Consider the following 22,933-nt stretch of genomic DNA (forward strand, 5'->3'; position numbering starts at 1 on the left):
TAAAATAAACTACCATCACCATGTAATATGTGGAGGTAGTTTATTTTTTAATATTGATACGTTTATTGTGTATAAAAAACGTATCTTTTTAGAGTAAATAGAAAGTTGTTTATATAAAATTACTATGTATTTATATAAATTAAGTAGTAGAATAAAGAGGAATTCAACAAAGTTATAATATTATACAATGAAAATTTGGCTATTATTTGTATAATAATAGAAAAAGTATAACAATTTTTATGATTGTTTGTTAAAATTGACGATTAGTATAGATAAACATTTGACTAAATTGTTACAATATAAGAGAGTAATAGAAGAAATAGGGAGTATTAAATATTACACAAGATTTGTGTTATTGCATCATAGTGACTTTGCAAGTTAATTTATGCTAGAGGGAAGCATAGTTAATCACATTGATGTTGTTACATTTAATCGTATTATGTGTGATAGGGTTTGTTTACTACAATTGAATTATTATTTTCAAAATAATAATTCAAATTAATTGGACTTGTAGTGAGAAAGTTTACATTGCCTAAACACAATGAAGATCCCCCTCTGAGTTGTGATTTACAGGCCACGTTTGTAAGTGATGTTTTTATTCATGATAAAACTTAATATTAACTTTTGAAAAAGTATTGGGTTTGAAAGGGAGTAATTGATGATGTTTGCAAAAGTAGAAAGCCAAAGTAATGGTATTGATTTAATTAAAATTGATAATGAAGAAACGAAAATTGTTTTTACAAATTATGGCGCACGTATTGTCTCATGGAAATACGATGATAATAACATTGTACTTGGAAATGTTGTAGAAGCAGATGAATTCTATGAGGAAAACCCATTTCATTTCGGGGCAACAATTGGCCGTTATGGTGGTAGAATCGCAAATGCTACTTTCGAATTAGATGGAAAAACGTATCAGCTTGACGCAAATAACGGTGAACATAACATACATGGTGGCCCAGAAGGTATTGGTACACGCTTTTTTGATTATGAAATTGAAGAGCAAGTGGGCCAAGTAAAAGTTATTTTTACAACAACTATAAAAAGTTCAGACGACCATTTTCCCGGTGATATTGACCTAGAAGTAATTCATACTTATGATGTTGACCATAAATGGACAATTGAATACAAAGCAACCGCTACAGAGAAAACGTTATTTAATCCGATGAATCATGTTTATTTTAATTTGAATAGAGATAATAATGTAATTGATAACCATAGTATTTCAAGTTCAAAATTAGATATGTATTTATTAGGCGACGATAATATTGTTGAAAGCATGAAACCAATTGATTTAGTGGACACATTTAACGAAAAAAACATACAATTTAAAGACATTTTTACGAGTGAACATCCAGTTGTGAAAGTACAAATGGAACGTTTTGGCGGCATCGATCATCCATTTGATATAGGTGGCAATGAAATGACCGTTGAAAATAAACGCTTTTTATTAACAGTGAATACTGACATGCCAAATGTTGTAATTTTCACATTTAATGATACTACAAGTTGGCAAAGTGACTTTAATATTTACAAGGCACATTCTGGTTTTACACTTGAGACGCAATGTATACCAAATGACATTAACTTAATGGGAGAAAAAGCACCATCTATATTGGAAGCTAATCAACCATACTATTCAAAAACGTCATATAAAATTTTTGAAAAAGAGTTATAGAAACTAAATTGATATTATGCAAATAAGGCTAGGACATTACTTTATGTCTCAGCCTTATTTTTATATTGGCAGTAGTTAACTGAATTGGAAATGGGCTTATATTAAATTTTTAAAGACTTGCAATTCTTGTAGTCTATTTTCTAGACATCTTTGCCGAGAGCGAATCATAGACCGAAACCTTATGAGAAAAAATTATTTTTCTCTCCAGTTCCCATTTATATAGTTATTTCTCTGCGATGTTTTGTGCTCGTTTTAAAAATTTTTGCAACTTTAAATGTCTCTCGTCAGTTAGATAGGGGTTCTTTAAAGCATCTGTTAAACGTCTTATATTTTTATTATCGTTATAATAGATGTCATTAAGTTCGAACACTGTAAGAGGCATATGCGTGTTTGAAGAATGTATTAATTCTAAATTTGCAGCGTCATTTACAAACCCTTCTTTGATAACTCTAAGATAAAACCCAGTCTTGCAAGAACGTGACATGCGCTTAACTAGATCTGGAATATTATACTTTTCTTGAATTTTCCAGCATGGTTCTCTTATTTCAGATACTTCTACAATTGCTTCATCTAATTGGAACTGATCACCCAAATAAATGTCATTTTCATCTAAATCGACAGCAGTTAGATTCTCACCAAACATAGCATAGTCAGGTAATGTAGAAACATCATTTTTCCATAATTCATAGTTCTTCTTACTATAAAGGCATAGCGCTTTATCTGGTCCACCATGCCCTTTATATTCTTGCTCATCTTCAATGAACCCAGTCTTCGATAACCACATTTGATTTGTGATTCTCTTTTTGTTTAAGGCTGAGCGCATTGGTCTTTTCGTACTGTATGATAAATCTTGAATTTTACCTGTAGAAATTGCATCTAGCGTATAAATCATAATTCAGTACCTCCTGCAGTTTAGTGATTATCATTTTAAAACAAATTTAGGAATATGCAAGTGAACATATATTAGCGTTTTATATTTACGTTTTTTAGCTATGTATTTTTATAAATCTCATGTACAATAAAGGTAAAAGTACTGTGTGTAAAGGGGAAGCATTATGAATAAAAAACAGTTGAAGTTAAGTACATTTGATGATGCATTAGACCAAATTAAAGATGGTATGATTGTGGGTATTGGTTCAGGTTCAACAATTGAACTACTCGTGCCAAAAATCGCAGAGAAATTAGAACAAGCACATATTGATATAACTGGAGTCTGTACTTCAAACAAAACGGCTTATATCGCTAAAGAATTAGGTATGCGTGTAGTCGATGTAAACGATGTAGATAAAATTGATATCGCAATTGATGGCGCTGATGAAGTAGACAACCAATTAAACCTTATAAAAGGTGGCGGTGGAGCACTATTTAGAGAGAAAGTAATTGATGCTATGGCAGACAGATTTATTGTTTTAATAGATGATAGTAAATGCGTAGATTATTTAGGCCAAACGTTTAAGCTTCCTGTAGAAGTAGATAAATTTAATTGGCTACTCGTATCTAAAAAGATTGAGTCATATGGTAAGGGTAATATTAAAGCAATACGCCGCGTTGTTGATGATGTGCCTTTTATTACAGATAATGGTAACTATATATTGGACTTAGAATTATACGAAAATATAGACGCTTACGAAATGCATGAGTATTTAATCCATCTTGTGGGCGTATTAGAAACTGGTTATTTCTTAGATGTTGCTGACCAAATTATTGTTGGTTCACCAGACGGTGTGAAAGTTCTTGATAAATAATAAAAAAGTGATAAAGGTCCCAAAGGATTATTTATCACTTTTTTTATATAAAGATGGTAGTGATTTAGGCGACGCCTGACTCGTTAATAAAGTACTAGTTGAAGACTACGGGTTTCGCAGAAAATGTATACAAAAAATGCCGACAAAGCGAGAGACTTTGTCGACACTCTATGAGGAAATATTATATATACAATACTTCCTCGAGATTTAATAATGTAACGCATTGATGTAATTAACGACGGTGACCACGTTTACTTTTAAGATTAAAAGGAGAACGCGTGTGTTTATCATTTGAATCATTATCTACTGTTGCATCATTATGTGTTGCGTGTGTAGTGTTTGCTTCAGTTGATGATGTGTCTTCAACATGATTATCCTCAGTAATGGATGCTTTCGCATTACTTACTGCTGAAGATTTACGAGTAGTTGAATAACGCGCACTTGTTTTTAATGACTCATTATCGTTGTCATTTGAATCATGCTTTACTTTTTCAGTAGATGCTTCAACTGAACTATTAGTTAAATTGTTTGAGTCGTTATTGTCATTATCATTAGATTTTGTGTTGTCATCTTGTTCATTTATTTCATCACTATTATGATACATCGTGTTGTTTTCAGTGTTTGTCTTTTTTTGATTAACATCAGTAGTTAAATCTGTGTTGTTTTGTTTAGTTGCTTCATTAACAGGAGATGTTGTATCTTTATCATCGACTGTTGAAGCTGTCGTCTTTGTTGTGTCATCAGTGTGCGGCTGTTGATCTGAGTCATGTGTCGTTCGGTTGGCCACAGCAACACCACTTGCAGCAGTCGTTGATTTTGAGCTGTCTGAAGTCGAAGTGTTTGTCTTGTTTTCATCTTGAACACTATCTTCGTCAACATCAACATCATCGATTTGAGCATCGTTTTCAGATGTTTCGTTAACATGGTCAAGATAGTTGTTATCATCCACTTCATCCAAATTACGTTTTGTGAAGAAATAAAGAATCGCTCGAACGATAATACTTAATAGAATGTAAACAGCGGCAACAGCAACTGTACTTAAAGCAATTACTTTCATTGGGAACACATCGCCTAATTCTTCGTTAAATAAGAAAACGAGTCCAAATGACATTGTCGCATGGAATATTGTCGCAATGTATATTGTACGTCCTTTTGTAGCACGGATAAGTTCACCAATAATCATTGAAAAAGCGAAAGAATAAAGGAAACTATATATCGCATAATCAAAGCTAAATGAAATATTAACATTCCATATTGAATACATAATCCCTACAATAATAGATGCGATAAATGTATTCATCTTAGTTTCAACAATATGTTGTAAATAAGAACGGAAACCAAACTCTACTAAGAAAGCCATGATAATTTGACCAATGATAATTGATATAATTGAAACAGATAAATCTTCTGTTTGTAGAAGTACAAAACTATCTGCATAAACATTGAAGCAAATCATAGCAATAATAAAAATAATTAATGGTATAACGAGTGCTAAAATGATACGTTCTATAACTTTTAAACTAATTGAAAACTTTAAACTACCGAGTTGCGTACCTCTGTGCTTAAAGACGAGTAAACATATAATAGCAGCAATAAATGGTGCTAAGCTACTTATGTCAAAGACAAAAGTTTTAAGTGAAATTGTACCTTGAAAATCTTTAAGTATAATAGGTGCTGCATAAGCAATAATGAAGAAAATAAATATCATCATTGCCCATTGAAAACCTGGTATACGTTTTGTATTCATTATGTAACCTCCAATAGGGTTCAGAAAAATCATTTATGCCTAATTATACATACTTCTTAGCGATAAATAAATTAAATTCAAATATTTATCATTGAAATGTAATACTTTTACAAAATCAAACGTGTAAATGCAACAATTTTAATGTGAATTTCAAAATTAACTTTTAAACAAGTGGGTAAAGGTAATTATAAATATAATTGAATTGGCAAAAATGTAAGCGTATACTTTAAGTGTCGATATAGTTTCAAAAGGAGGAGAACTATGTATAAATTAGCACAACGTGATTTATGGACAGGAAGAATCGATAGTGAGACAGAGGAAACAGAATTCAGACATTTTCAAACGATACAATTTCGTAATATTGAAGATGAGTACGATGAACCACGTCACGGTGTAGGTATGCTAGGTTATGCGGTTGATAAGGGTGTTGAACTTAATAAAGGAAGAATCGGAGCTAAGTTAGGACCAGATGCAATCAAGAAGACTTTTGCTAATTTGCCAGTCTTAAGAACATGTTCAATTTATGATTATGGAAATGTTGAACATAATCACGAAACTTTAGAAGAAACCCAACAAGAATTTGCGCATTATGTTGCTTCATCGATACAAAGACATAACCAAACCTTTTTATTAGGTGGCGGACATGATATCGCTTATGCACAGTATTTGGGCACGCGTGAGGCGTTTCCTGATGCTTCTATTGGTATCATCAATATTGATGCACACTTTGACACTAGAAAAGAATCTGGTTCTACTTCTGGTACGAGCTTTAGACAAATTTTAGAACAGGATGAAAACACTGATTATTTAGTATTAGGTATTCAACAAGGTGGTAATACGCAAGCACTATTTGATTACGCGAAAGAAAGAGACATCGGTTTTGTTTATTCTGATGAATTGTTACATCAAATTTCTCCTCCAATTAAGGATAAGATAGAACGTTTCGTACATGATCATGATGTGATTATGTTTACGATATGTATGGATGTTATTGATAGTGCATTTGCACCGGGTGTAAGTGCAAATGCTGTATTAGGTCTATCACCGCATGTTGTACTTGAATTGGCGAAACGTATTATTCCAAATGAGAAAGTTTCGACTGTTAGTATTGCTGAAACAAATCCAAAATATGATGTGGATAATCGAACTGCTAAATTATCTGCTAATTTTTTACATCATTTTATTCTTTAATATTCCAATAATCAATGCACTGATCTATAAAAGAAAGTACTCGCTCTGAGTGCTTTCTTTTTTTTAGATAGTTAATATAAATAGAACGGCCTAGTTTGGGACGCATTTCTAGTGCATCTAAATCTCGTGCATTAAATGATTGATAATATACGCGTGGAATAACAGCATATCCTAATCCTCTATGGACAAAATTCGTAGCCGCTTCAAAACGATCAACTTCCATAATGATATTTGGATGTATATTCATACGTGTAAAGTAATCATCAAGATGTTTACGCACTTGAGAGCCTTTTGTAGGTAAAATTAATGGCAATGATTTAATAGACGTTATTTTAGTATCTGGAAAAGCATTTTTAGGTGTAATAACGACATAGGATTCTTCGTATAAAGGAATAGATTTAATATCTTCATGACTAATTTGTTCGTTTGTCAAAGCGAGATGATTTTCAAAATTGATGAGTTGTTCCAGTATTTTATTTTGGTCATGCACTTCAGATACAAGATAAGTCTGATTAGGATTATATTTTAAATGGATAGAAAGCACTTGAGAAATCCATTGATTCGCTGATTCTAAAATAGATAATTTGATTTTAGGCGCATGTCCCATATTGAGGTCATACATTTTTTCGATTGTTTGATGATAGTTCTGTATCAATTGTTGCGCGTAATTATAAAAATGAATTCCTTTTTCAGTGATTTTAATATCCTTAGTAGTTCTCATAAAAAGGTCATAACCTAAATTGGCTTCCATTTTTTTTATTGTGGTCGTTAAAGACGGTTGACTAATATGTAAAAAGTTAGCAGCTTTAGTGAAACTATTATATTTCACAACGGCGACAAAATACTCTAATTGAATGATTTTCAATATAATTCCTCCGTGAATATGTATTTATCTTATAGTTTTAAACTATCAATAATTAGTTTATTTATATTGGTAGTATATATCATATCATATTATACTGAGAGATATAGTGGGAGGCGTACTTTCATGTTAGGGGCGTGAAGTACATGTGGAAATTTTTCATTTATAGCTTAATTGGCATTATATGTTTCTTTGTACCTATAACGATTAATGGTAAATCAACAATTCTGATTGATCATATTGTTCAGTGGATTACATTTTTGGTGAATCCAATTTTACCTTATTATGTATTACTTTTAATCATTATAGGTGCATTGCATCCATTTATTAATAAAAAATGGAACAAATCAAAAACTGATATTATCTTTAGCTTATTTAAAGTATTAGGCGTCTTCATTGCTTTCATGATTGTCTTTGATTTTGGACCAGGATTTGTATTGAAAGAAAGTATTGGACCGTTTTTATACGATAAATTAGCGATACCGCTAAGTGTGTTAATCCCAGTAGGGGCTATTTTATTAACATTTTTAGTAGGTTACGGATTATTAGAATTTATTGGCGTAATTATGAGACCAGTCATGAAGCCTATTTTTAAAACGCCTGGTAAATCAGCAGTTGATGCGGTTGCCTCGTTTGTAGGTAGTTATTCAATTGGCTTATTAATTACAAATAAAGTCTATAAAAATGGTGGATATACACATAAAGAAGCAGTTATTGTTGCGACAGGTTTCTCAACTGTATCTGCTACTTTCATGATTATAGTAGCCAATACATTAGGTATTATTGAACATTGGAACCTTTATTTTTGGTTCACACTTGCAGTGACTTTTATAGTTACTGCTATCACCGTACAACTCCCACCTATAAGATTTGAGAAAAACACGACATATCAAAACCAACCATATAAAGAAGAAAAACGCAGAAATATGCCTTTATTAAAAGAATCTTGGTTAGAAGCTAAGTTAGCAGTTAAAAATGCTGACTCATTAATAGGAAACGTACGTGAAAATTTACGTGACGGCGTCGTAATGACAATTGCGATATTACCATCTATTATGTCTATCGGCTTCTTAGGTTTAATTATTGCTGAATATACACCGATAATAGAATATGTATCTTATATTTTTTATCCATTTATAAGTATATTCCCAGTTCAGGATGTAGCAATATTAGCACAAGCTTCAACCATTTCAATTGTTGAGATGCTATTACCTGCTGCCATTGCACAAACTGCTGATTTAGCTACGAGATTTATAGTAGCAGTAATGAGTGTTTCGGCGATTATCTTTTTCTCGAGTGTGGTACCTGTGATTCTTTCAACTGAGATAAAAATTTCAGTTGGTAAATTGGTCTTGATATGGTTTGAGAGAGTAGTGCTTACATTACTAATCACGATACCATTCGCATTATGGCTATTTTAAGATTTATTAAACAAAGGTTAATTAATTAAAATGAGGAGTGATTTTTCATGAGAAAAATAGTAGCAAAAAAAGGTTTAGATATTGAATGTAAAGGCTGGGAACAAGAAGCAGTGCTTAGAATGTTGTATAACAACTTAGACCCAGAAGTAGCTGAACGTCCTGAAGATTTAGTTGTATATGGCGGTATTGGTAAAGCTGCTAGAAATTGGGAAGCATTTGAAGCGATAGAAGAGACGTTACGTTCATTAGAAGCGGATGAAACAATGTTAGTACAATCCGGAAAACCAGTTGCTGTATTTAAAACACATGAAGAAGCACCGCGTGTATTAATTTCAAATTCCGTACTTGTACCTGAGTGGGCAAATTGGGATCACTTTAACGAATTAGATAAAAAAGGGTTAATGATGTATGGACAAATGACAGCGGGTAGCTGGATATATATTGGTTCCCAAGGTATTGTCCAAGGTACTTATGAAACATTTGGTGAGCTTGCTAATCAACATTACGATGGCAAGTTAAATGGAACAGTAACTTTAACAGCTGGTCTAGGTGGCATGGGTGGTGCGCAACCACTGGCTGTTACGATGAATGGCGGTGTTGTAATTGGTGTAGATGTTGATGAGACACGTATTGATAAACGTATAGAAACGCGTTATTGCGATGTGAAGACACATGACTTAAATGAGGCATTACGTTTAGCCGAAGAAGCACGACAAGAGGGCAAACCATTATCCATAGGACTTGTTGGTAATGCTGTAGACACACACAGAGCCATTTTAGATAAAGGATTTAAAATTGATGTTGTTACTGACCAGACAAGTGCACATGATCCATTGAACGGATATATTCCACAAGGTTATTCCTTAGAGGAAGCAAAAGCGCTACGTGATAAAGACCCTAAAGAATACGTTGCATTATCGCAAGATTCAATGAGAAAACACGTTGAATTAATGATTGAATTCCAAAAAAATGGTGCAGTTGCTTTTGATTACGGGAATAACATTAGACAAGTTGCCTATAATAATGGCTTAGAAAATGCTTTTGATTTCCCAGGATTTGTACCAGCGTATATTAGACCTTTATTCTGTGAAGGTAAAGGACCATTCCGCTTTGCAGCTTTAAGTGGAGATCCTAAAGATATCGAACGTGCAGATGAAGAAATGAGAAAACTATTCCCAGATAATGAAAAGCTTATTCGCTGGTTAGATTTAGCTCAAGAAAAAATTGCATTCCAAGGATTACCTTCTCGTATAGCTTGGTTGGGCTTTGAAGAACGTGCCAAAATGGGCTTAGCCTTAAATCGTTTGGTTCGTGACGGAGAAATTTCTGCACCGGTCGTTATCGGGCGTGATCATCTTGATTCAGGATCTGTTGCGAGTCCAAACCGTGAGACAGAAGGTATGAAAGATGGTTCAGATGCTGTGGGAGACTGGGCAGTATTAAATGCTTTAATTAACACAGCGGCTGGTGGCTCGTGGATTTCGTTCCATCATGGCGGTGGTGTAGGTATGGGTTACTCATTACATGCTGGTATGGTCATTGTCGCTGATGGTTCAGAACGCGCAGATCGTCGCTTAGGACGTGTATTAACGACAGATCCGGGTATGGGTGTTGTAAGACATGCAGATGCAGGTTATGAATCAGCAATTAATGTTGCTAAAGAAAAAGGTATCAAAATTCCAATGATTACGGGTAAAGGAGATATAAAATGAACGATTTAATTATTCAAAACATTAAAGAATTAATTTTACCAAAATCTACAGAGCGTCCTTTAAAAGGAAAAGATTTAGACGAATTAGAAATCATTGAAAATGGAACGGTTGTTGTTAAAGATTGCAAAGTGGTTTACTCGGGTGCCCATACAGATGAATATGAGGCGAAGGAAACAATCGACGCTACAGGGAAAGTTGTATCACCATCACTTGTTGAAGCACATACTCATTTAGTGCATGGCGGTTCAAGAGAACATGAAATGTCGCTTAAAAGACAAGGCGTTTCATATTTAGAAATACTTGAGCAAGGTGGAGGTATTTTATCCACAGTAGAAGCTACACGAAATGCAACTGAAGAAGAGCTATTTAATAAAGCTGAAAAGAATTTGTTAACGATGATACAACATGGAGTCTTAGCTGTTGAAAGTAAGAGTGGTTATGGTTTAGATAAAGAAAGTGAACTCAAACAACTACGTGTATCCAAACGTTTAGCAGAAAAATATAACTTAGATATGAAACATACTTTCTTAGGTCCGCACGCAGTACCAAAAGACGCGAAATCTAATCAAGCTTTTTTACAAGAAATGATTGATTTACTACCTGAAGTTAAACAGTATGCTGATTTTGCAGATATCTTTTGCGAAACAGGCGTATTTACAGTAGAAGAATCTAGAAAATATATGCAAGCAGCAAAAGATTTAGGTTTTGATGTTAAAATCCATGCAGATGAAATTGATCCATTAGGTGGTCTAGAATTAGCAATTGATGAAGGTGCAATTTCTGCAGACCATTTAGTTGCGTCAAGTACAGAAGGTAAAGCGAAACTTAAAGATAGCGATACAGTAGCTGTATTACTACCAGGTACCACATTTTATTTAGGTAAGGAGCAATACGCAGATGCTAGAGGTATGTTAGATAATGGTGGAGCTATCGCAATTGCAACAGACTTTAATCCAGGGAGTTGTGTGACAAACAACTTACAACTTGTGATGTCGATTGCTGCGTTGAAATTAAAATTATCACCGAATGAGATTTGGAATGCTGTTACAGTGAATGCAGCGAAAGCAATTGATGTTGATGCTGGAACAATTAATAAAGGTGACAAAGCCAATATCGTTATTTGGGATGCACCAAACCATGAGTATATTCCGTATCATTATGGTATAAACCATGCTGAAAAAGTAATCAAAGATGGTCAAATACTTGTTGATAACCAAATTAAATTAAATAACTAATAATATTGAGTCTGGGGCATATACGTATGTCTCAGATTTAATTGTTATATTGTTGTGAATTGAGTGAACTTGAAAAGAGCTAATGCAAAGCTCTTTTTCAAGTTCACTCTTCTTTTTTAAGTGTAAATTAATTAAGTTTGAGTTGATTAAATATTTTGACAATTATGGTACCATGTTATTTAAAGCATACATGGGAGGTGACATCGAATGTGGGGCAAACTACTTATGTTAAACAATGGAGCGGGGATTTAAGTCAAAATATGCTCACAGGTATATTACTTGCCCTTGCATTACTTCCAGGCGCAATTGCATTCTCTTTCATCGCTGGCGTAAGTCCAACGATAGGCATGTTAAGTACTGGTTTGATGATGCTCGTGTTGAGCTTTACTGGCAATAGAACGTTGATGGTCTCAGCGCCAAGTAGTGGTGTGTCGCTAGTAGTTGCACCATTAATGGCAAGTCATGGTCTAAAAGCGCTTATTTTAGCTACATTGTTTATGGGCGTCATACAAATCATATTAGGATACTGTCACATAAATAAATTGTTAAACTTTGTACCTACGGGTGTTGTTATTGGTTTTATGAATGCATTAGGTTTATTATTGTTTACATCCCAATTAAAGCATATATTTAATATTTCAGCTTCGACATATGCGTTTGCAATAGCTTCATTCTTTATTATTTGGCTTGCAGGGCAATATATCAAACTTATACCAGCACCTTTAATAGCAATTATTATATTGACGCTACTTGCGGGAGTGATTAAGCCAAACATTCAATATGTTTCTGATATGGCTTCAATACATATAAAAATGCCAATACCTTCCATACCAAATGAAATGAGTGATTTGAATATAGTGATGGTTGCATTACTTTATGGTGTAGCAATGGCTATCGTAGCCGTAATCCAAACGACGTTAACAGCACAAATGGTTGATGTTGTAACTTCGACAACTAGTGATAAGAATAAGGAATCTATTGGTCAAGGCATTGCAAACTTTATCGTTGGCTTGTTTGGAGGTTTTGGCGGTAGCGCACTTGTTGGACAATCGCGCTTTAACATAGCTATGGGTGCAAATTCGAGAGTGTCTACTTTCATCACAGGCAGTTTTTTATTGATTTGTTTATTTATATTTGGAGAAATTATCGGACGAATACCTATGGCAGTGTTAGCTACTGTGTTGATCACAATTTCACTTGGTACATTTGATAGACGAACGGTGCCATTCATTCGCAAAGCACCTTTGTTAAATAGTACTTTAATTATATCTACTGTATTGCTTATTTTAATTACGAATAACCTTGCATTAGGCGTCGTTGTCGTAACGATAAGTTATTACATGATTTTCCGTTTTATTAATAAGAAAGGACGTGACATATAATGCCACAATATGAAGATTACGTGAATTGGAGAAGAACTTTACATCAATACCCTGAACTTTCAGATGCTGAATATGAGACGACAAAAAGATTGAAACGAATATTAGAAGCGTATGATATTAAAATAATTGATTTACCATTAGAGACTGGTTTAGTTGCTGAAGTAGGACAAGGTGAAACATTCGTAGCTGTAAGAACAGACATTGATGCTTTGCCTATTCATGAGCAAGTGGTACATGAATTCACTTCAACAAATAAAGGCGTTATGCATGCATGTGGACATGATATACACATGGCCAGTATTTTAGCCGTAGCAACAAGACTTAAAGACATTGAAAGCCAATTAAAAGGGCGTGTCCGCATTATTTTTCAACCTGCAGAAGAACTGGGTTATGGTGCACTACATATCACTGAATCAGGAGCGATTGATGGTGCAAAAGCTGTGTTAGGCTATCACAATTATCCGTCGTTAGACGTGGGTGAATTTGCAGTGAAACCTGGTGTAATTACGTCATCTGTAGATCGTTTTGAATTTAAAATAAAAGGCACAGGCGCGCATGCTGCTAAACCAGAACAGGGTAATGATCCTGTCATCGTTCTAGGACAATTAATTAACAGTGTTCAATCGATTGTGAGTAGAAATCTATCTGCTTTTGATAGCGCAGTTGTAACTATAGGTGAAGTATCTAGTGGAAATACATGGAATGTCATCGCTGATCAGGCATATGTCCAAGGTACTGTGAGAAGCTTTGATGAAGATAAACGTGTTTATATTGAAGAACGACTTAGAGCAATTGGAAGTGGGCTTGCAGAAGCGTTTGATGTCGAAATAGAAACACTATATCATCGTTTACCAGGCGCCGTTAAAAACGATGAGAAATTAACGGATGACGCTATCGAAGTAGCGAAACAAGTTGGATATAATGTAGAAGTTATGGATAAACCTTTAACAATTGGGGAAGACTTTTCTGGTTTTTCAAATAAATATCCAAGCGTCTTTGCATTTATTGGGTCGAATAGTGAATATGATTTACATCACCCTAAGTATGACCCAGATGAACGTATTCTAGAAAAAGTACCTGAGTATTTTGTTACATTTGTGCAAAAATTATTGAACGAAGTATAAGTTGTCAAACACTTTATATATGTATTAACTCCTATAAAATTTGGGTAATGTAAAGATATAATAATTATTGAAGGAGTGTTGTATTATGGCAGCCCAAGATCCAAGAACAAAATTTTCAAATGCAGATTTTCCAAAACAAGAACAAGCGGTTCCTGGTTTACAAAAAGAATTAGAACCTAAACCAGATTGTGGGGAAACTTCATATATTGGTTATGGCAGATTAACAAATTATAAAATGTTGGTGACGGGTGGAGATTCTGCCATTGGAAGAGCAGCAGCTATAGCGTATGCAAAAGAAGGCGCAGATGTAGCGATAAATTATCTTCCTGAAGAACAAACAGACGCCGAAGAAGTACAAGAAGTGATTGAAGCAGCAGGTAGAAAAGCTGTTTTAATACCAGGAGATCTCCGAAATGAACAATTTAACTATGATTTAGTAGAGCAAGCTTATAATGCACTAGGCGGTTTAGACAATGTAACCCTTGTAGCAGGACTTCAACAATACAGAGATGATTTAAAAAGTTTTGATACAGCTTCATTTACTCAAACATTTGAAACGAACGTTTATCCTATATTTTGGACAGTTCAAAAAGCACTAGATTATTTACAACCGGGTGCTACAATTACGACGACTTCATCAGTGCAAGGATATAATCCAAATCCAATTTTACATGATTATGCAGCCTGAAAAGCAGCAATCATTTCATTAACTAAAAGTTTATCTGAAGAATTAGGTGCTAAAGGTATTCGTGTGAATTGTGTAGCACCTGGGCGTTTTGGTCTCCTTTACAAATATCTGGTGGCCAGCCACAATCTAAAATACCTACATTTGGTCAAAAAGAAGTATTAGGTAGAGCAGGACAACCTGTTGAACTTTCAGGAGTGTATGTACATTTAGCTTCTGAAGAATTGAGTTATACGACTGGGCAAGTTTATGGTGTAACAGGCGGAACTCAGTTAGACTAATGATATCAAAAGTTAGAAATCTCTATGAGATTATCTAGCTTTTATTTTTTGAAAGGTATGATAATACAATATGAAACAATTTAAAGCAGATACACTCTCTAAAAAACAAAATTATAAATTACTGAGTGGGAGTATTATTCCAAGACCGATTGCATTTGTTACTTCTCAAGACAAGTCAGGTCATTTAAATGCAGCGCCATTCAGTTTCTTTAATATAGTGAATAGCGCACCGCCAATGATTATGATTTCTACTATACGCTCAGAAGGTAAACGAAAAGACACGTCAGTCAATATTGAAGAAACCGAAGAATTTGTCGTTCATATTACTGATGAAACCATAGTTAAAGAAGTTAATAAAACGGCAGCACCAATAGAACGTACAAGTAATGAGCTAGAAAGAACAAATTTAACATGTATTGATTCAGAACTTGTTTCTGTGCCAGGGATACTACAAGCAAAAATCCGTATGGAATGTAAATTAAACAGAATTATTCCATTAGGGGATCCACAAGAAGGTTCTGATTTAATTATTGGTGAAGTCGTTATGTTCCATATCGATGATGATGTATACTTTGAAGACAGTAAAATTGATGCCCAAGCGTTAACAGCTATTTCTCGCTTAGCTGGTAATGACTATGCATCTTTAGGAGAAACATTTACGATTGTGCGACCTACTGAATAAGGGTGTTACACTTGTTGAAAATATCGTATGGTTGCAAAGTAATGTTGACAAACGTGCTTTAACGTATTAAGCTAAATCAGTATTTCACGAATTACAGTTAAAATATACTGTAATAAAACAATTTAATAACTTATCTAGAGAAGTGGAGGGACTGGCCCGTCGATGCTTCGGCAACATGATGATGCGTGTGCCAATTCCAGTAGCATAGATGTATGCTAGAAGATAAGAACGAAGACATAACGTTTACTCTTTTCTTCAATAGAAAAGAGTTTTTTTATTTTCAAAAAGAAACACAAAGAAATAGCGGGGAATAAATTTCACGCTTTTACCCTTATAGAAAGTTGGTTTTGTATGGAGAAGACAAAGAAAGGTAATGCTTGGGCATTGATTCCATTGCTCGTATTTGTAGGTTTATTTTTAGGTGTAGGTATTGGTACAGGAGATTTTTCAACAATGCCTTTAAATGTAGCTATTTTAGTAGCATCTATTGTAGCTTTGATTTTAAATAGAAAAGAAACGTTTCATAAAAAAGTGGAAGTCTTCACAAAAGGCGCGGGTCATTCAAATATTATTTTAATGATGCTCATCTTTATACTGGCTGGTGCCTTCTCTCAAACTACTGAAGACATGGGCGGCGTACAATCTACAGTTAATTTAGGACTGTCACTTATTCCAGAGAATTTAATTATCGTAGGCTTATTTATTATTTGTATGTTTGTTTCGCTTTCAATGGGTACATCTGTAGGTACAGTAGCAGCTATAGCGCCTGTTGGATTTGGATTGAGTCAAGCAACAGACGTCTCAGCAGCTATTACAATGGCTACAGTTGTAGGTGGTGCAATGTTTGGCGATAATCTATCAATGATTTCAGATACAACAATCGCTGCCGTACGTACTCAAAAGACAAAAATGAGTGATAAATTTAAAGTGAATATTAAAATTGTGTTGCCAGGTGCTATATTTACGATTATAGCTTTGTGGTTTTTAACAAATGGAGCACAAATTGATGCAAGTAAAAGTTATGATTATAATATTATCAAAGTCTTACCTTATTTAATGGTACTAATATTAGCATTAATTGGTATTAATGTAATTATTGTACTTATCGGTGGTATCGCATTATCAGCAATAATCGGCCTTATAGATGGATCATTTGGTTGGACAGGCTTATTAGAGTCCATTTCAAAAGGTATTATTGGTATGGAAGATATTGCGATGATTGCCTTACTTATCGGAGGCCTCGTAGCGCTTATTCAACATAACGGCGGTATCACATGGTTACTTCACTTTGTTCGTAATAGAGTGAAATCGAAACGTGGCGCAGAATTAGGTATAGCTGGGTTAGTCAGTGCAGCGGATATTTCAACAGCGAATAATACGATATCGATACTGATGTCTGGCCCATTAGCAAAAGAAATTTCAGAAGAATATGATATAGATCCAAGAAAATCGGCAAGTATTTTGGATATGTTTGCGAGTTGTTTCCAGGGTCTCTTACCTTATAGCCCGCAGTTAATTGCAGCAGCAGGCGTGGCGTCTATATCGCCATTTGAGTTATTACCCTACTCTATTTATCCAATGATTTTGGGCGTTTGTGGTTTGATTGCAATCTTCTTTAACTTACCAAGATTAAATAAGAAATAAGGCGTTAAAAGGGAAGGCGAATCAGTGCAGTGTTTGTATCTGATGAACCTCCCTTTTTATTATGCTTTGATATACAGTAAGTTTATAAAAAGTACTTAAATACATGTTTTTGCGAAAGTGACGTTTAAAATTTTGACGTTTACTGACTATTGACGATAAAATATAGAAGTTGAACGTTTTAAAGTAAAGACTAGAACATTTTATGATTCATAGGATTATTGTTTAGAAGTCTTGTAGAATAGGTTAGAATAGAATTAAGAGTGAAAGTAGGTGAACAATCGTGGGTAAATATAATGTTGAAAATGAATACGTTGAGATACGACTTGAACGACTATTTAAAGTTGAACCAGAATTATTATATCAAGCATGGACAGATCAACGTTTTCTTAAACAATGGTTTATGACAACAGATAGAACAAATAAATCAATTCATATTAACGCTGAACAAAATGGAAGTTATGAAATTGTTGACGTTCGTAAAGGGAAAGAAAATGTAGTAAAAGGTTCTTTTATTACGTTAACGCCATATGAATATATCGTCATGACAATTGGTATGCCAGAGTTAAGTGATTCTGAAGATACCATTGAAATTGAAATATTCGAAAGAGAAGCGGGCATCGCTCAAATGATTTTTAATTATAAAGCTTTTGTGCCAAAAGAACGTAGATATACAATACTGGAATATAAGCAGAAGAAAAAAGAATATCATGATTCTACTGCGCATGGTTTCGAAATATTATTTGATAAATTACAAGTGGTATTAGAAGAATTTGAATCAGACCTTTAATATTTAATAAGATATTTTGAATATAAACTGTTAGCAAAGTTTTAGCTTTGTTGACAGTTTTTTTACGTTTTCCACCAAGTATAATATCTACTTTACAATAAATGTTTCATACTTACTTGTAGGGCACAAATCCTAGCTTGTAAATTTTACCTCGTATTGTTCCTACAAATGTCCCATATGAAATCAGGTTGGAAATACCATAAGGTAAATTGAAATTACCCCAATCCATAAGTATATGCTAATGGATTAGGGTAAGGGTTTTTGAACATAGAGATGTGTAGTTATATTTCAAAAGTAAGCTCAGGATAAAGGAGGTGAATTATTACGATATAATTTCACCTTTTTCTATGCGCTCATTAAATTTACGCAATAATGTTTCGAAAAATATGTGATAACTTATAAAGCTTGAATAATCTATACCGTCAGCAAGATAAAATGTGTTGCTAGAAACATAAATATTATAATTAGCTTTTTGAGCAAGTGTATTATCATTTAAAGTAGTAATGGAGAAAAAATATTTTTGACGTAACTGTAATAAGTTGGTGATATCTGATAATTGATGAGATTCACCAGAAAGAGAAATAATGAAGAAAATATCTGTAGGTGTAGTTCTATTAAGTACCATTTTAAATTCGTGTACATCATGTAATACAATAATATTTTTATGAATTGTTAACAAAATACGTTGCGCTTCTTGGGCTACATTCATTTGCGCGACACCTGTTCCATACAAATAGACGGTCTCTGCTTCGTTGATTTTATCAGTGACAAGATTATAATCGATACGTTCTAAATATGTAAAAGTATTTTCGACGTCTTGTTTGAATCCTTCGATAGAGTCGGAAGGGAGATTATGAGATTTTTCAGTTTCAAACTTTAAGTAAGATTTAAAGTCACTATAACCATCAAAACCTAATTTACGCGTAAAACGATGAATAGTTGCATTTGAAGCATGTGTAAATTCTGCTAAGTCTTGAATTTTCATGGTTTTACATTCTGTCGTATGTGTATTGATAAAATGAGCAATATGTAAGTCATTCTCATTTAATTTATTAAAGTTATTATTAACGCGTTCATCTAAAAACAATATGATAACCTCGCACTTCATGAAAATATTTTTAAGTTTTGGAAATATAATCTGATTATACAAAACTATTCGTAATGTAGTCAAACCATTGCTTATGTGTAAGCGTTTCCTTTAGTATTGAGATAGGATTTGAAACAAACGTATCTAAAAATGATAAATTTACATATAAGTATTTGAATGTAAGTTATCTAAATTTAATAGTATTTGGGGGTATATTTCTATGAACGCAATTAAACGATTTGGGAGTGCGATGATAGTTCCAGTATTGATGTTTGCTTTCTTCGGTATTGTTTTAGGGTTTGCTACATTATTTAAAAATCCTGCAATAATGGGAAGTATTGCAGAAGATGGGACGACTTGGTTTAGAATATGGTCCGTAATAGAATCTGGTGGTTGGGTAATATTCGATCACATGGAAATTGTATTTGCTGTCGGGTTGCCACTTTCTTTAGCTAAAAAAGCACCTGGTCATGCTGCACTAGCAGCGTTAATGGGTTATCTAATGTTTAATACATTTATTAACGCTATTCTCACGCAATGGCCACATACATTTGGAGCTAATTTGGAAAAAGGTGTCGAGAATGTTACTGGACTCAAAGCAATTGCTGGGATCGAAACGTTAGATACCAATATTTTAGGTGGTATCATAATTTCTAGCATTGTGACATGGATACATAATAGGTTCTATAGTAAGAAACTGCCTGAAATGTTAGGTGTGTTCCAAGGGTTAACATTTGTAGTAACGATTTCGTTTTTTGTTATGTTACCTATTGCATTAATAACATGTATTGTTTGGCCTACGATTCAAGGTGGCATTTCTTCATTGCAAGGATTTATCATAGGATCAGGTTACATTGGAGTATGGCTATATCACTTCTTAGAAAGAGTGCTTATTCCAACTGGTTTACATCACTTTATTTATGCACCAATTGAAGTAGGCCCGGTAGTGGTAAACCACGGATTAAAAGCAGAATGGTTTGCGCATGTAAATGAATTTGCGACGAGTACAAAGCCATTGAAAGAACAATTTCCTTATGGATTTATGTTACAAGGTAATGGTAAAGTATTTGGTTCGATAGGTATTGCATTAGCAATGTATTCAACAACACCTAAAGAGAATAAGAAAAAAATTGCAGCGTTACTTATCCCAGCTACATTAACTGCTGTAGTTGTAGGTATTACAGAGCCATTAGAATTTACATTCTTATTTATTGCACCTTATTTATTTGTATTGCACGCATTATTAGCTGCAACAATGGATACACTTATGTATGGATTTGGCCTCGTAGGTAACTTTGGTGGCGGTCTATTAGACTTCTTTGCTACGAATTGGATACCTTTAGCACAAAATCATTGGTTAACATATGTAATTCAAATCATTATTGGTCTTGTATTTACAGCTATTTATTATTTCTTATTCAGATTCTTAATTTTAAAATTCAATATTCCACTTCCTGGTCGCAAGAAAGACGAAGAAGACGTGAAGTTGTATAGTAAAAATGATTATAAGAGTAAAAAAGGTAGTGATGACAAAGCAAACACAACATCTACTGGTAATGAATTCGAAGATAAAGCAAATTATTATTTAGAAGGCCTTGGCGGTAAAGAAAACATCAAGGACGTAACAAATTGTACGACACGCTTAAGATTAACAGTGAATGATATAGATAAAGTAGAAGATAGTGGTTATTTCACGCATAATCAAATGGCACACGGATTAGTTAAAAGTGGTAAAAATGTCCAAGTCGTTGTTGGTATGTCAGTACCACAAGTAAGAGAAGCTTTTGAAAACATCGTTAACGAAGAAGAGCAAGATTAAATAAATAATAAAAAATAAGCACAGCCCGTATGGAACGGTTCCATACGGGCTGTGTTTCATTATATAAACGAATTACGAAATCCTAGCTTTACTCATTAATCGTGGTTGGTATATTGCACCAAGTACATCAATGTTATGAGTAGCAACCATTTGGATGAGTTTCGCGAAAACTTTAGGAGAACAAGAAACATTTATTTTATCTCTATTGAAGGTATATGTAATATGCTCCGTTTGATTGATTAAGTTCAAAATATCAATAACTTTATCTTTGACAAAAGCGTCGTAAAGCCCATCGATAGTCAGTTCAAAACGTTTAGAAGATAACAATAAATGATCAAGATCTAATAACTTTTCAGAATGATTACTTTCTATAATTTGATAAATTAAATAATTATGAAAGCTAAGAAAACTAATAATATATGGTAACTGGTATTTTGGTAAGTTGACCTTTAATGCATACAAGTTATTTTCTTTGAAAATTGAAAACTTGAATGAGTTGCAAAAATTAATTTGCTTACATAATTTAGTTAAATTTTTTCGTGTGGCGCGTTTGTTAAGTCCACCTATATTTAACACAAAAGTTTCCGTTCTATCTAAAAACATATTATACCTCCATATCTATATAAAGTGTCATATGGATATTAATCATAATATTCTTTACACTTAAAATTATACAAGTTTTTATTTCTATTAAATTGTACCACTCTTTTAAAATGTTGGCACTAGGTCTTTAGAACGAAGTTAGAAATTATTTTTGAATTTGATATTATTGTATTTATAAAAGTTGGAATATTTTGAAAATTCAGTTGTATAGGCGTTTAAAGTATGATACATTTTTCTTTATTAATACATAGAGGAAGTGTTTAGAGATGTTATCAAAAGTGAGTCGGTTTGCAACAAACACATTCTTGATATGGATGTTAATCGCTGCAATAATTGGATTTATTTTTCCAACTCAGTTAGCTACGTTAAGTGGTTGGGTACCATATTTACTTGGTATCGTAATGTTGGGTATGGGGTTAACCATTGATCCTAAAGATTTTAAAATTGTATTTCAATCGCCTAAGTGCGTAATAATTGGTGTGGTTTTACAATATACAATTATGCCTTTAGCAGCCTATTTAATTGCTAAATTATTTCAATTACCACCAGAAATTGCAATTGGTGTGATATTAGTTGGGTGTTGTCCAGGGGGAACATCAAGTAACGTTATGAGTTATTTAGCAAATGCAAATGTTGCGTTGTCTGTAGCTATTACAAGTGTCTCTACGTTACTTGCACCGTTCTTAACGCCAGCATTAATTTATTTATTCGCACATGAATGGTTACAAGTCTCATTTATGAGTATGTTTTGGTCAGTTGTGCAAGTGATACTTATCCCTATTGCGATTGGTTTTATATTACAAAAAGTATTTAAAAAATTCGCTGATAAGTCTGCAACTGCATTGCCAATCGTTTCTGTAATTGCTATTTCCCTCATACTCGCTTCAGTAGTAGGTGGGAGTAAATCACAAATACTAGAAACAGGATTGCTTATTTTTGCAGTAGTCATATTACATAACATTGTTGGTTATGTAGTTGGATATACATTAGCAAATATATTTAAACTGGAACGCGCTGATAAAAAAGCTGTTTCGATTGAAGTTGGAATGCAAAATTCAGGGTTAGCAGTAACATTGGCTACCGTACATTTTAGTCCTTTATCGGCAGTACCAGGAGCAGTATTTAGTTTGGTACACAATATTACCGGACCGATTTTAGCAAAATATTGGAATAAACGATAATACACTAGAAGCATATATAATAAGCTCACTTCAAATTTGGAGTGAGCTTTTAATTGGGATATTACCA

At 33.6% G+C, this 22,933-nt stretch carries 17 protein-coding genes, 2 pseudogenes and 1 riboswitch; of the genes and pseudogenes, 14 read left to right on the forward strand and 5 right to left on the reverse strand.

The window, feature by feature from the left end:
- Nucleotides 1–661: 661 nt before the first annotated feature.
- Nucleotides 662–1,678 (forward strand): aldose epimerase family protein, encoded by a 1,017-nt coding sequence (locus NSR03_RS01250; RefSeq protein WP_069813257.1) that lies wholly within the window; start codon nt 662–664, stop codon nt 1,676–1,678.
- Nucleotides 1,679–1,901: 223 nt separating this feature from the next.
- On the opposite strand, the gene NSR03_RS01255 is transcribed toward NSR03_RS01250, so the two are convergent.
- Nucleotides 1,902–2,570 carry an MOSC domain-containing protein gene (locus NSR03_RS01255; protein WP_021338465.1) on the reverse strand — a complete coding sequence of 223 codons (669 nt, stop codon included), beginning with the start codon at nt 2,568–2,570 and terminating at the stop codon, nt 1,902–1,904.
- 163 nt (nt 2,571–2,733) lie between these two features.
- Here NSR03_RS01255 and NSR03_RS01260 point away from each other — a divergent pair, with 163 nt between their 5' ends.
- The gene (locus NSR03_RS01260) at nt 2,734–3,423 is read left to right on the forward strand and encodes a ribose 5-phosphate isomerase A (RefSeq protein WP_002506869.1); all 690 of its coding nucleotides are present in this window, start codon (nt 2,734–2,736) and stop codon (nt 3,421–3,423) included.
- A gap of 903 nt (nt 3,424–4,326) precedes the next feature.
- Here NSR03_RS01260 and NSR03_RS14435 read toward each other — a convergent pair.
- Nucleotides 4,327–5,170: pseudogene (locus NSR03_RS14435) on the reverse strand (CPBP family glutamic-type intramembrane protease); the annotation flags it as partial.
- Nucleotides 5,171–5,431: 261 nt separating this feature from the next.
- Here NSR03_RS14435 and hutG point away from each other — a divergent pair.
- A complete protein-coding gene (gene hutG, locus NSR03_RS01270) occupies nt 5,432–6,361 on the forward strand; it encodes a formimidoylglutamase (RefSeq protein ID WP_021338463.1) in 930 nt (309 codons plus the stop codon).
- Here hutG and NSR03_RS01275 read toward each other — a convergent pair.
- Nucleotides 6,351–7,226, reverse strand: a complete 876-nt coding sequence (locus NSR03_RS01275) for a LysR family transcriptional regulator (RefSeq protein WP_021338462.1) — start codon at nt 7,224–7,226, stop codon at nt 6,351–6,353. The genes hutG and NSR03_RS01275 overlap by 11 nt on opposite strands.
- Before the next feature lie 143 nt (nt 7,227–7,369).
- On the opposite strand from NSR03_RS01275, the gene NSR03_RS01280 reads away from it, so the two are divergent.
- From NSR03_RS01280 to NSR03_RS01320, 9 genes and pseudogenes are all read left to right on the forward strand, one after another.
- Nucleotides 7,370–8,644 carry a YjiH family protein gene (locus NSR03_RS01280; RefSeq protein WP_002506873.1) on the forward strand — a complete coding sequence of 425 codons (1,275 nt, stop codon included), beginning with the start codon at nt 7,370–7,372 and terminating at the stop codon, nt 8,642–8,644.
- A gap of 47 nt (nt 8,645–8,691) precedes the next feature.
- Nucleotides 8,692–10,356 (forward strand): urocanate hydratase, encoded by a 1,665-nt coding sequence (hutU, locus tag NSR03_RS01285; protein ID WP_021338460.1) that lies wholly within the window; start codon nt 8,692–8,694, stop codon nt 10,354–10,356.
- On the forward strand, nt 10,353–11,591 hold the full coding sequence (gene hutI, locus NSR03_RS01290; RefSeq protein ID WP_002506875.1) for an imidazolonepropionase: 1,239 nt from the start codon (nt 10,353–10,355) through the stop codon (nt 11,589–11,591). Before hutU ends, hutI begins: the two co-directional genes overlap by 4 nt.
- A gap of 209 nt (nt 11,592–11,800) precedes the next feature.
- Nucleotides 11,801–12,973, forward strand: coding sequence for a SulP family inorganic anion transporter (locus NSR03_RS01295; protein WP_021338459.1), 1,173 nt, complete (start codon nt 11,801–11,803; stop codon nt 12,971–12,973).
- Nucleotides 12,973–14,097 (forward strand): amidohydrolase, encoded by a 1,125-nt coding sequence (locus tag NSR03_RS01300; RefSeq protein WP_021338458.1) that lies wholly within the window; start codon nt 12,973–12,975, stop codon nt 14,095–14,097. Before NSR03_RS01295 ends, NSR03_RS01300 begins: the two co-directional genes overlap by 1 nt.
- Nucleotides 14,098–14,182: 85 nt before the next feature.
- Nucleotides 14,183–15,063, forward strand: a pseudogene (locus NSR03_RS01305) (SDR family oxidoreductase).
- A gap of 70 nt (nt 15,064–15,133) precedes the next feature.
- A complete protein-coding gene (locus tag NSR03_RS01310) occupies nt 15,134–15,745 on the forward strand; it encodes a flavin reductase family protein (protein ID WP_069813253.1) in 612 nt (203 codons plus the stop codon).
- A 127-nt stretch (nt 15,746–15,872) separates the two neighbouring features.
- Nucleotides 15,873–15,974, forward strand: a riboswitch (SAM riboswitch).
- A 122-nt stretch (nt 15,975–16,096) separates the two neighbouring features.
- Nucleotides 16,097–17,389 (forward strand): Na+/H+ antiporter NhaC family protein, encoded by a 1,293-nt coding sequence (locus tag NSR03_RS01315; protein WP_021338455.1) that lies wholly within the window; start codon nt 16,097–16,099, stop codon nt 17,387–17,389.
- Between the two features lie 280 nt (nt 17,390–17,669).
- Nucleotides 17,670–18,176 carry an SRPBCC family protein gene (locus NSR03_RS01320; protein WP_002506882.1) on the forward strand — a complete coding sequence of 169 codons (507 nt, stop codon included), beginning with the start codon at nt 17,670–17,672 and terminating at the stop codon, nt 18,174–18,176.
- 322 nt (nt 18,177–18,498) lie between these two features.
- Here the strand turns inward: NSR03_RS01320 and NSR03_RS01325 are convergent, their stop codons facing one another.
- Nucleotides 18,499–19,263, reverse strand: coding sequence for a MurR/RpiR family transcriptional regulator (locus tag NSR03_RS01325; protein ID WP_002506883.1), 765 nt, complete (start codon nt 19,261–19,263; stop codon nt 18,499–18,501).
- A gap of 220 nt (nt 19,264–19,483) precedes the next feature.
- Between NSR03_RS01325 and NSR03_RS01330 the strand changes: the two genes are divergently transcribed.
- Nucleotides 19,484–21,082, forward strand: a complete 1,599-nt coding sequence (locus tag NSR03_RS01330; RefSeq protein ID WP_021338453.1) for an alpha-glucoside-specific PTS transporter subunit IIBC — start codon at nt 19,484–19,486, stop codon at nt 21,080–21,082.
- 72 nt (nt 21,083–21,154) lie between these two features.
- Here NSR03_RS01330 and NSR03_RS01335 read toward each other — a convergent pair whose 3' ends face one another.
- Nucleotides 21,155–21,685, reverse strand: coding sequence for a hypothetical protein (locus tag NSR03_RS01335; protein ID WP_021338452.1), 531 nt, complete (start codon nt 21,683–21,685; stop codon nt 21,155–21,157).
- A gap of 266 nt (nt 21,686–21,951) precedes the next feature.
- Here NSR03_RS01335 and NSR03_RS01340 point away from each other — a divergent pair, with 266 nt between their 5' ends.
- Nucleotides 21,952–22,866 carry a bile acid:sodium symporter family protein gene (locus NSR03_RS01340; RefSeq protein WP_021338451.1) on the forward strand — a complete coding sequence of 305 codons (915 nt, stop codon included), beginning with the start codon at nt 21,952–21,954 and terminating at the stop codon, nt 22,864–22,866.
- Nucleotides 22,867–22,933 lie beyond the last annotated feature (67 nt).

This window comes from Staphylococcus sp. FSL W8-1207, from assembly GCF_038003745.1.
Taxonomy (GTDB): Bacteria; Bacillota; Bacilli; order Staphylococcales; family Staphylococcaceae; genus Staphylococcus; species Staphylococcus equorum.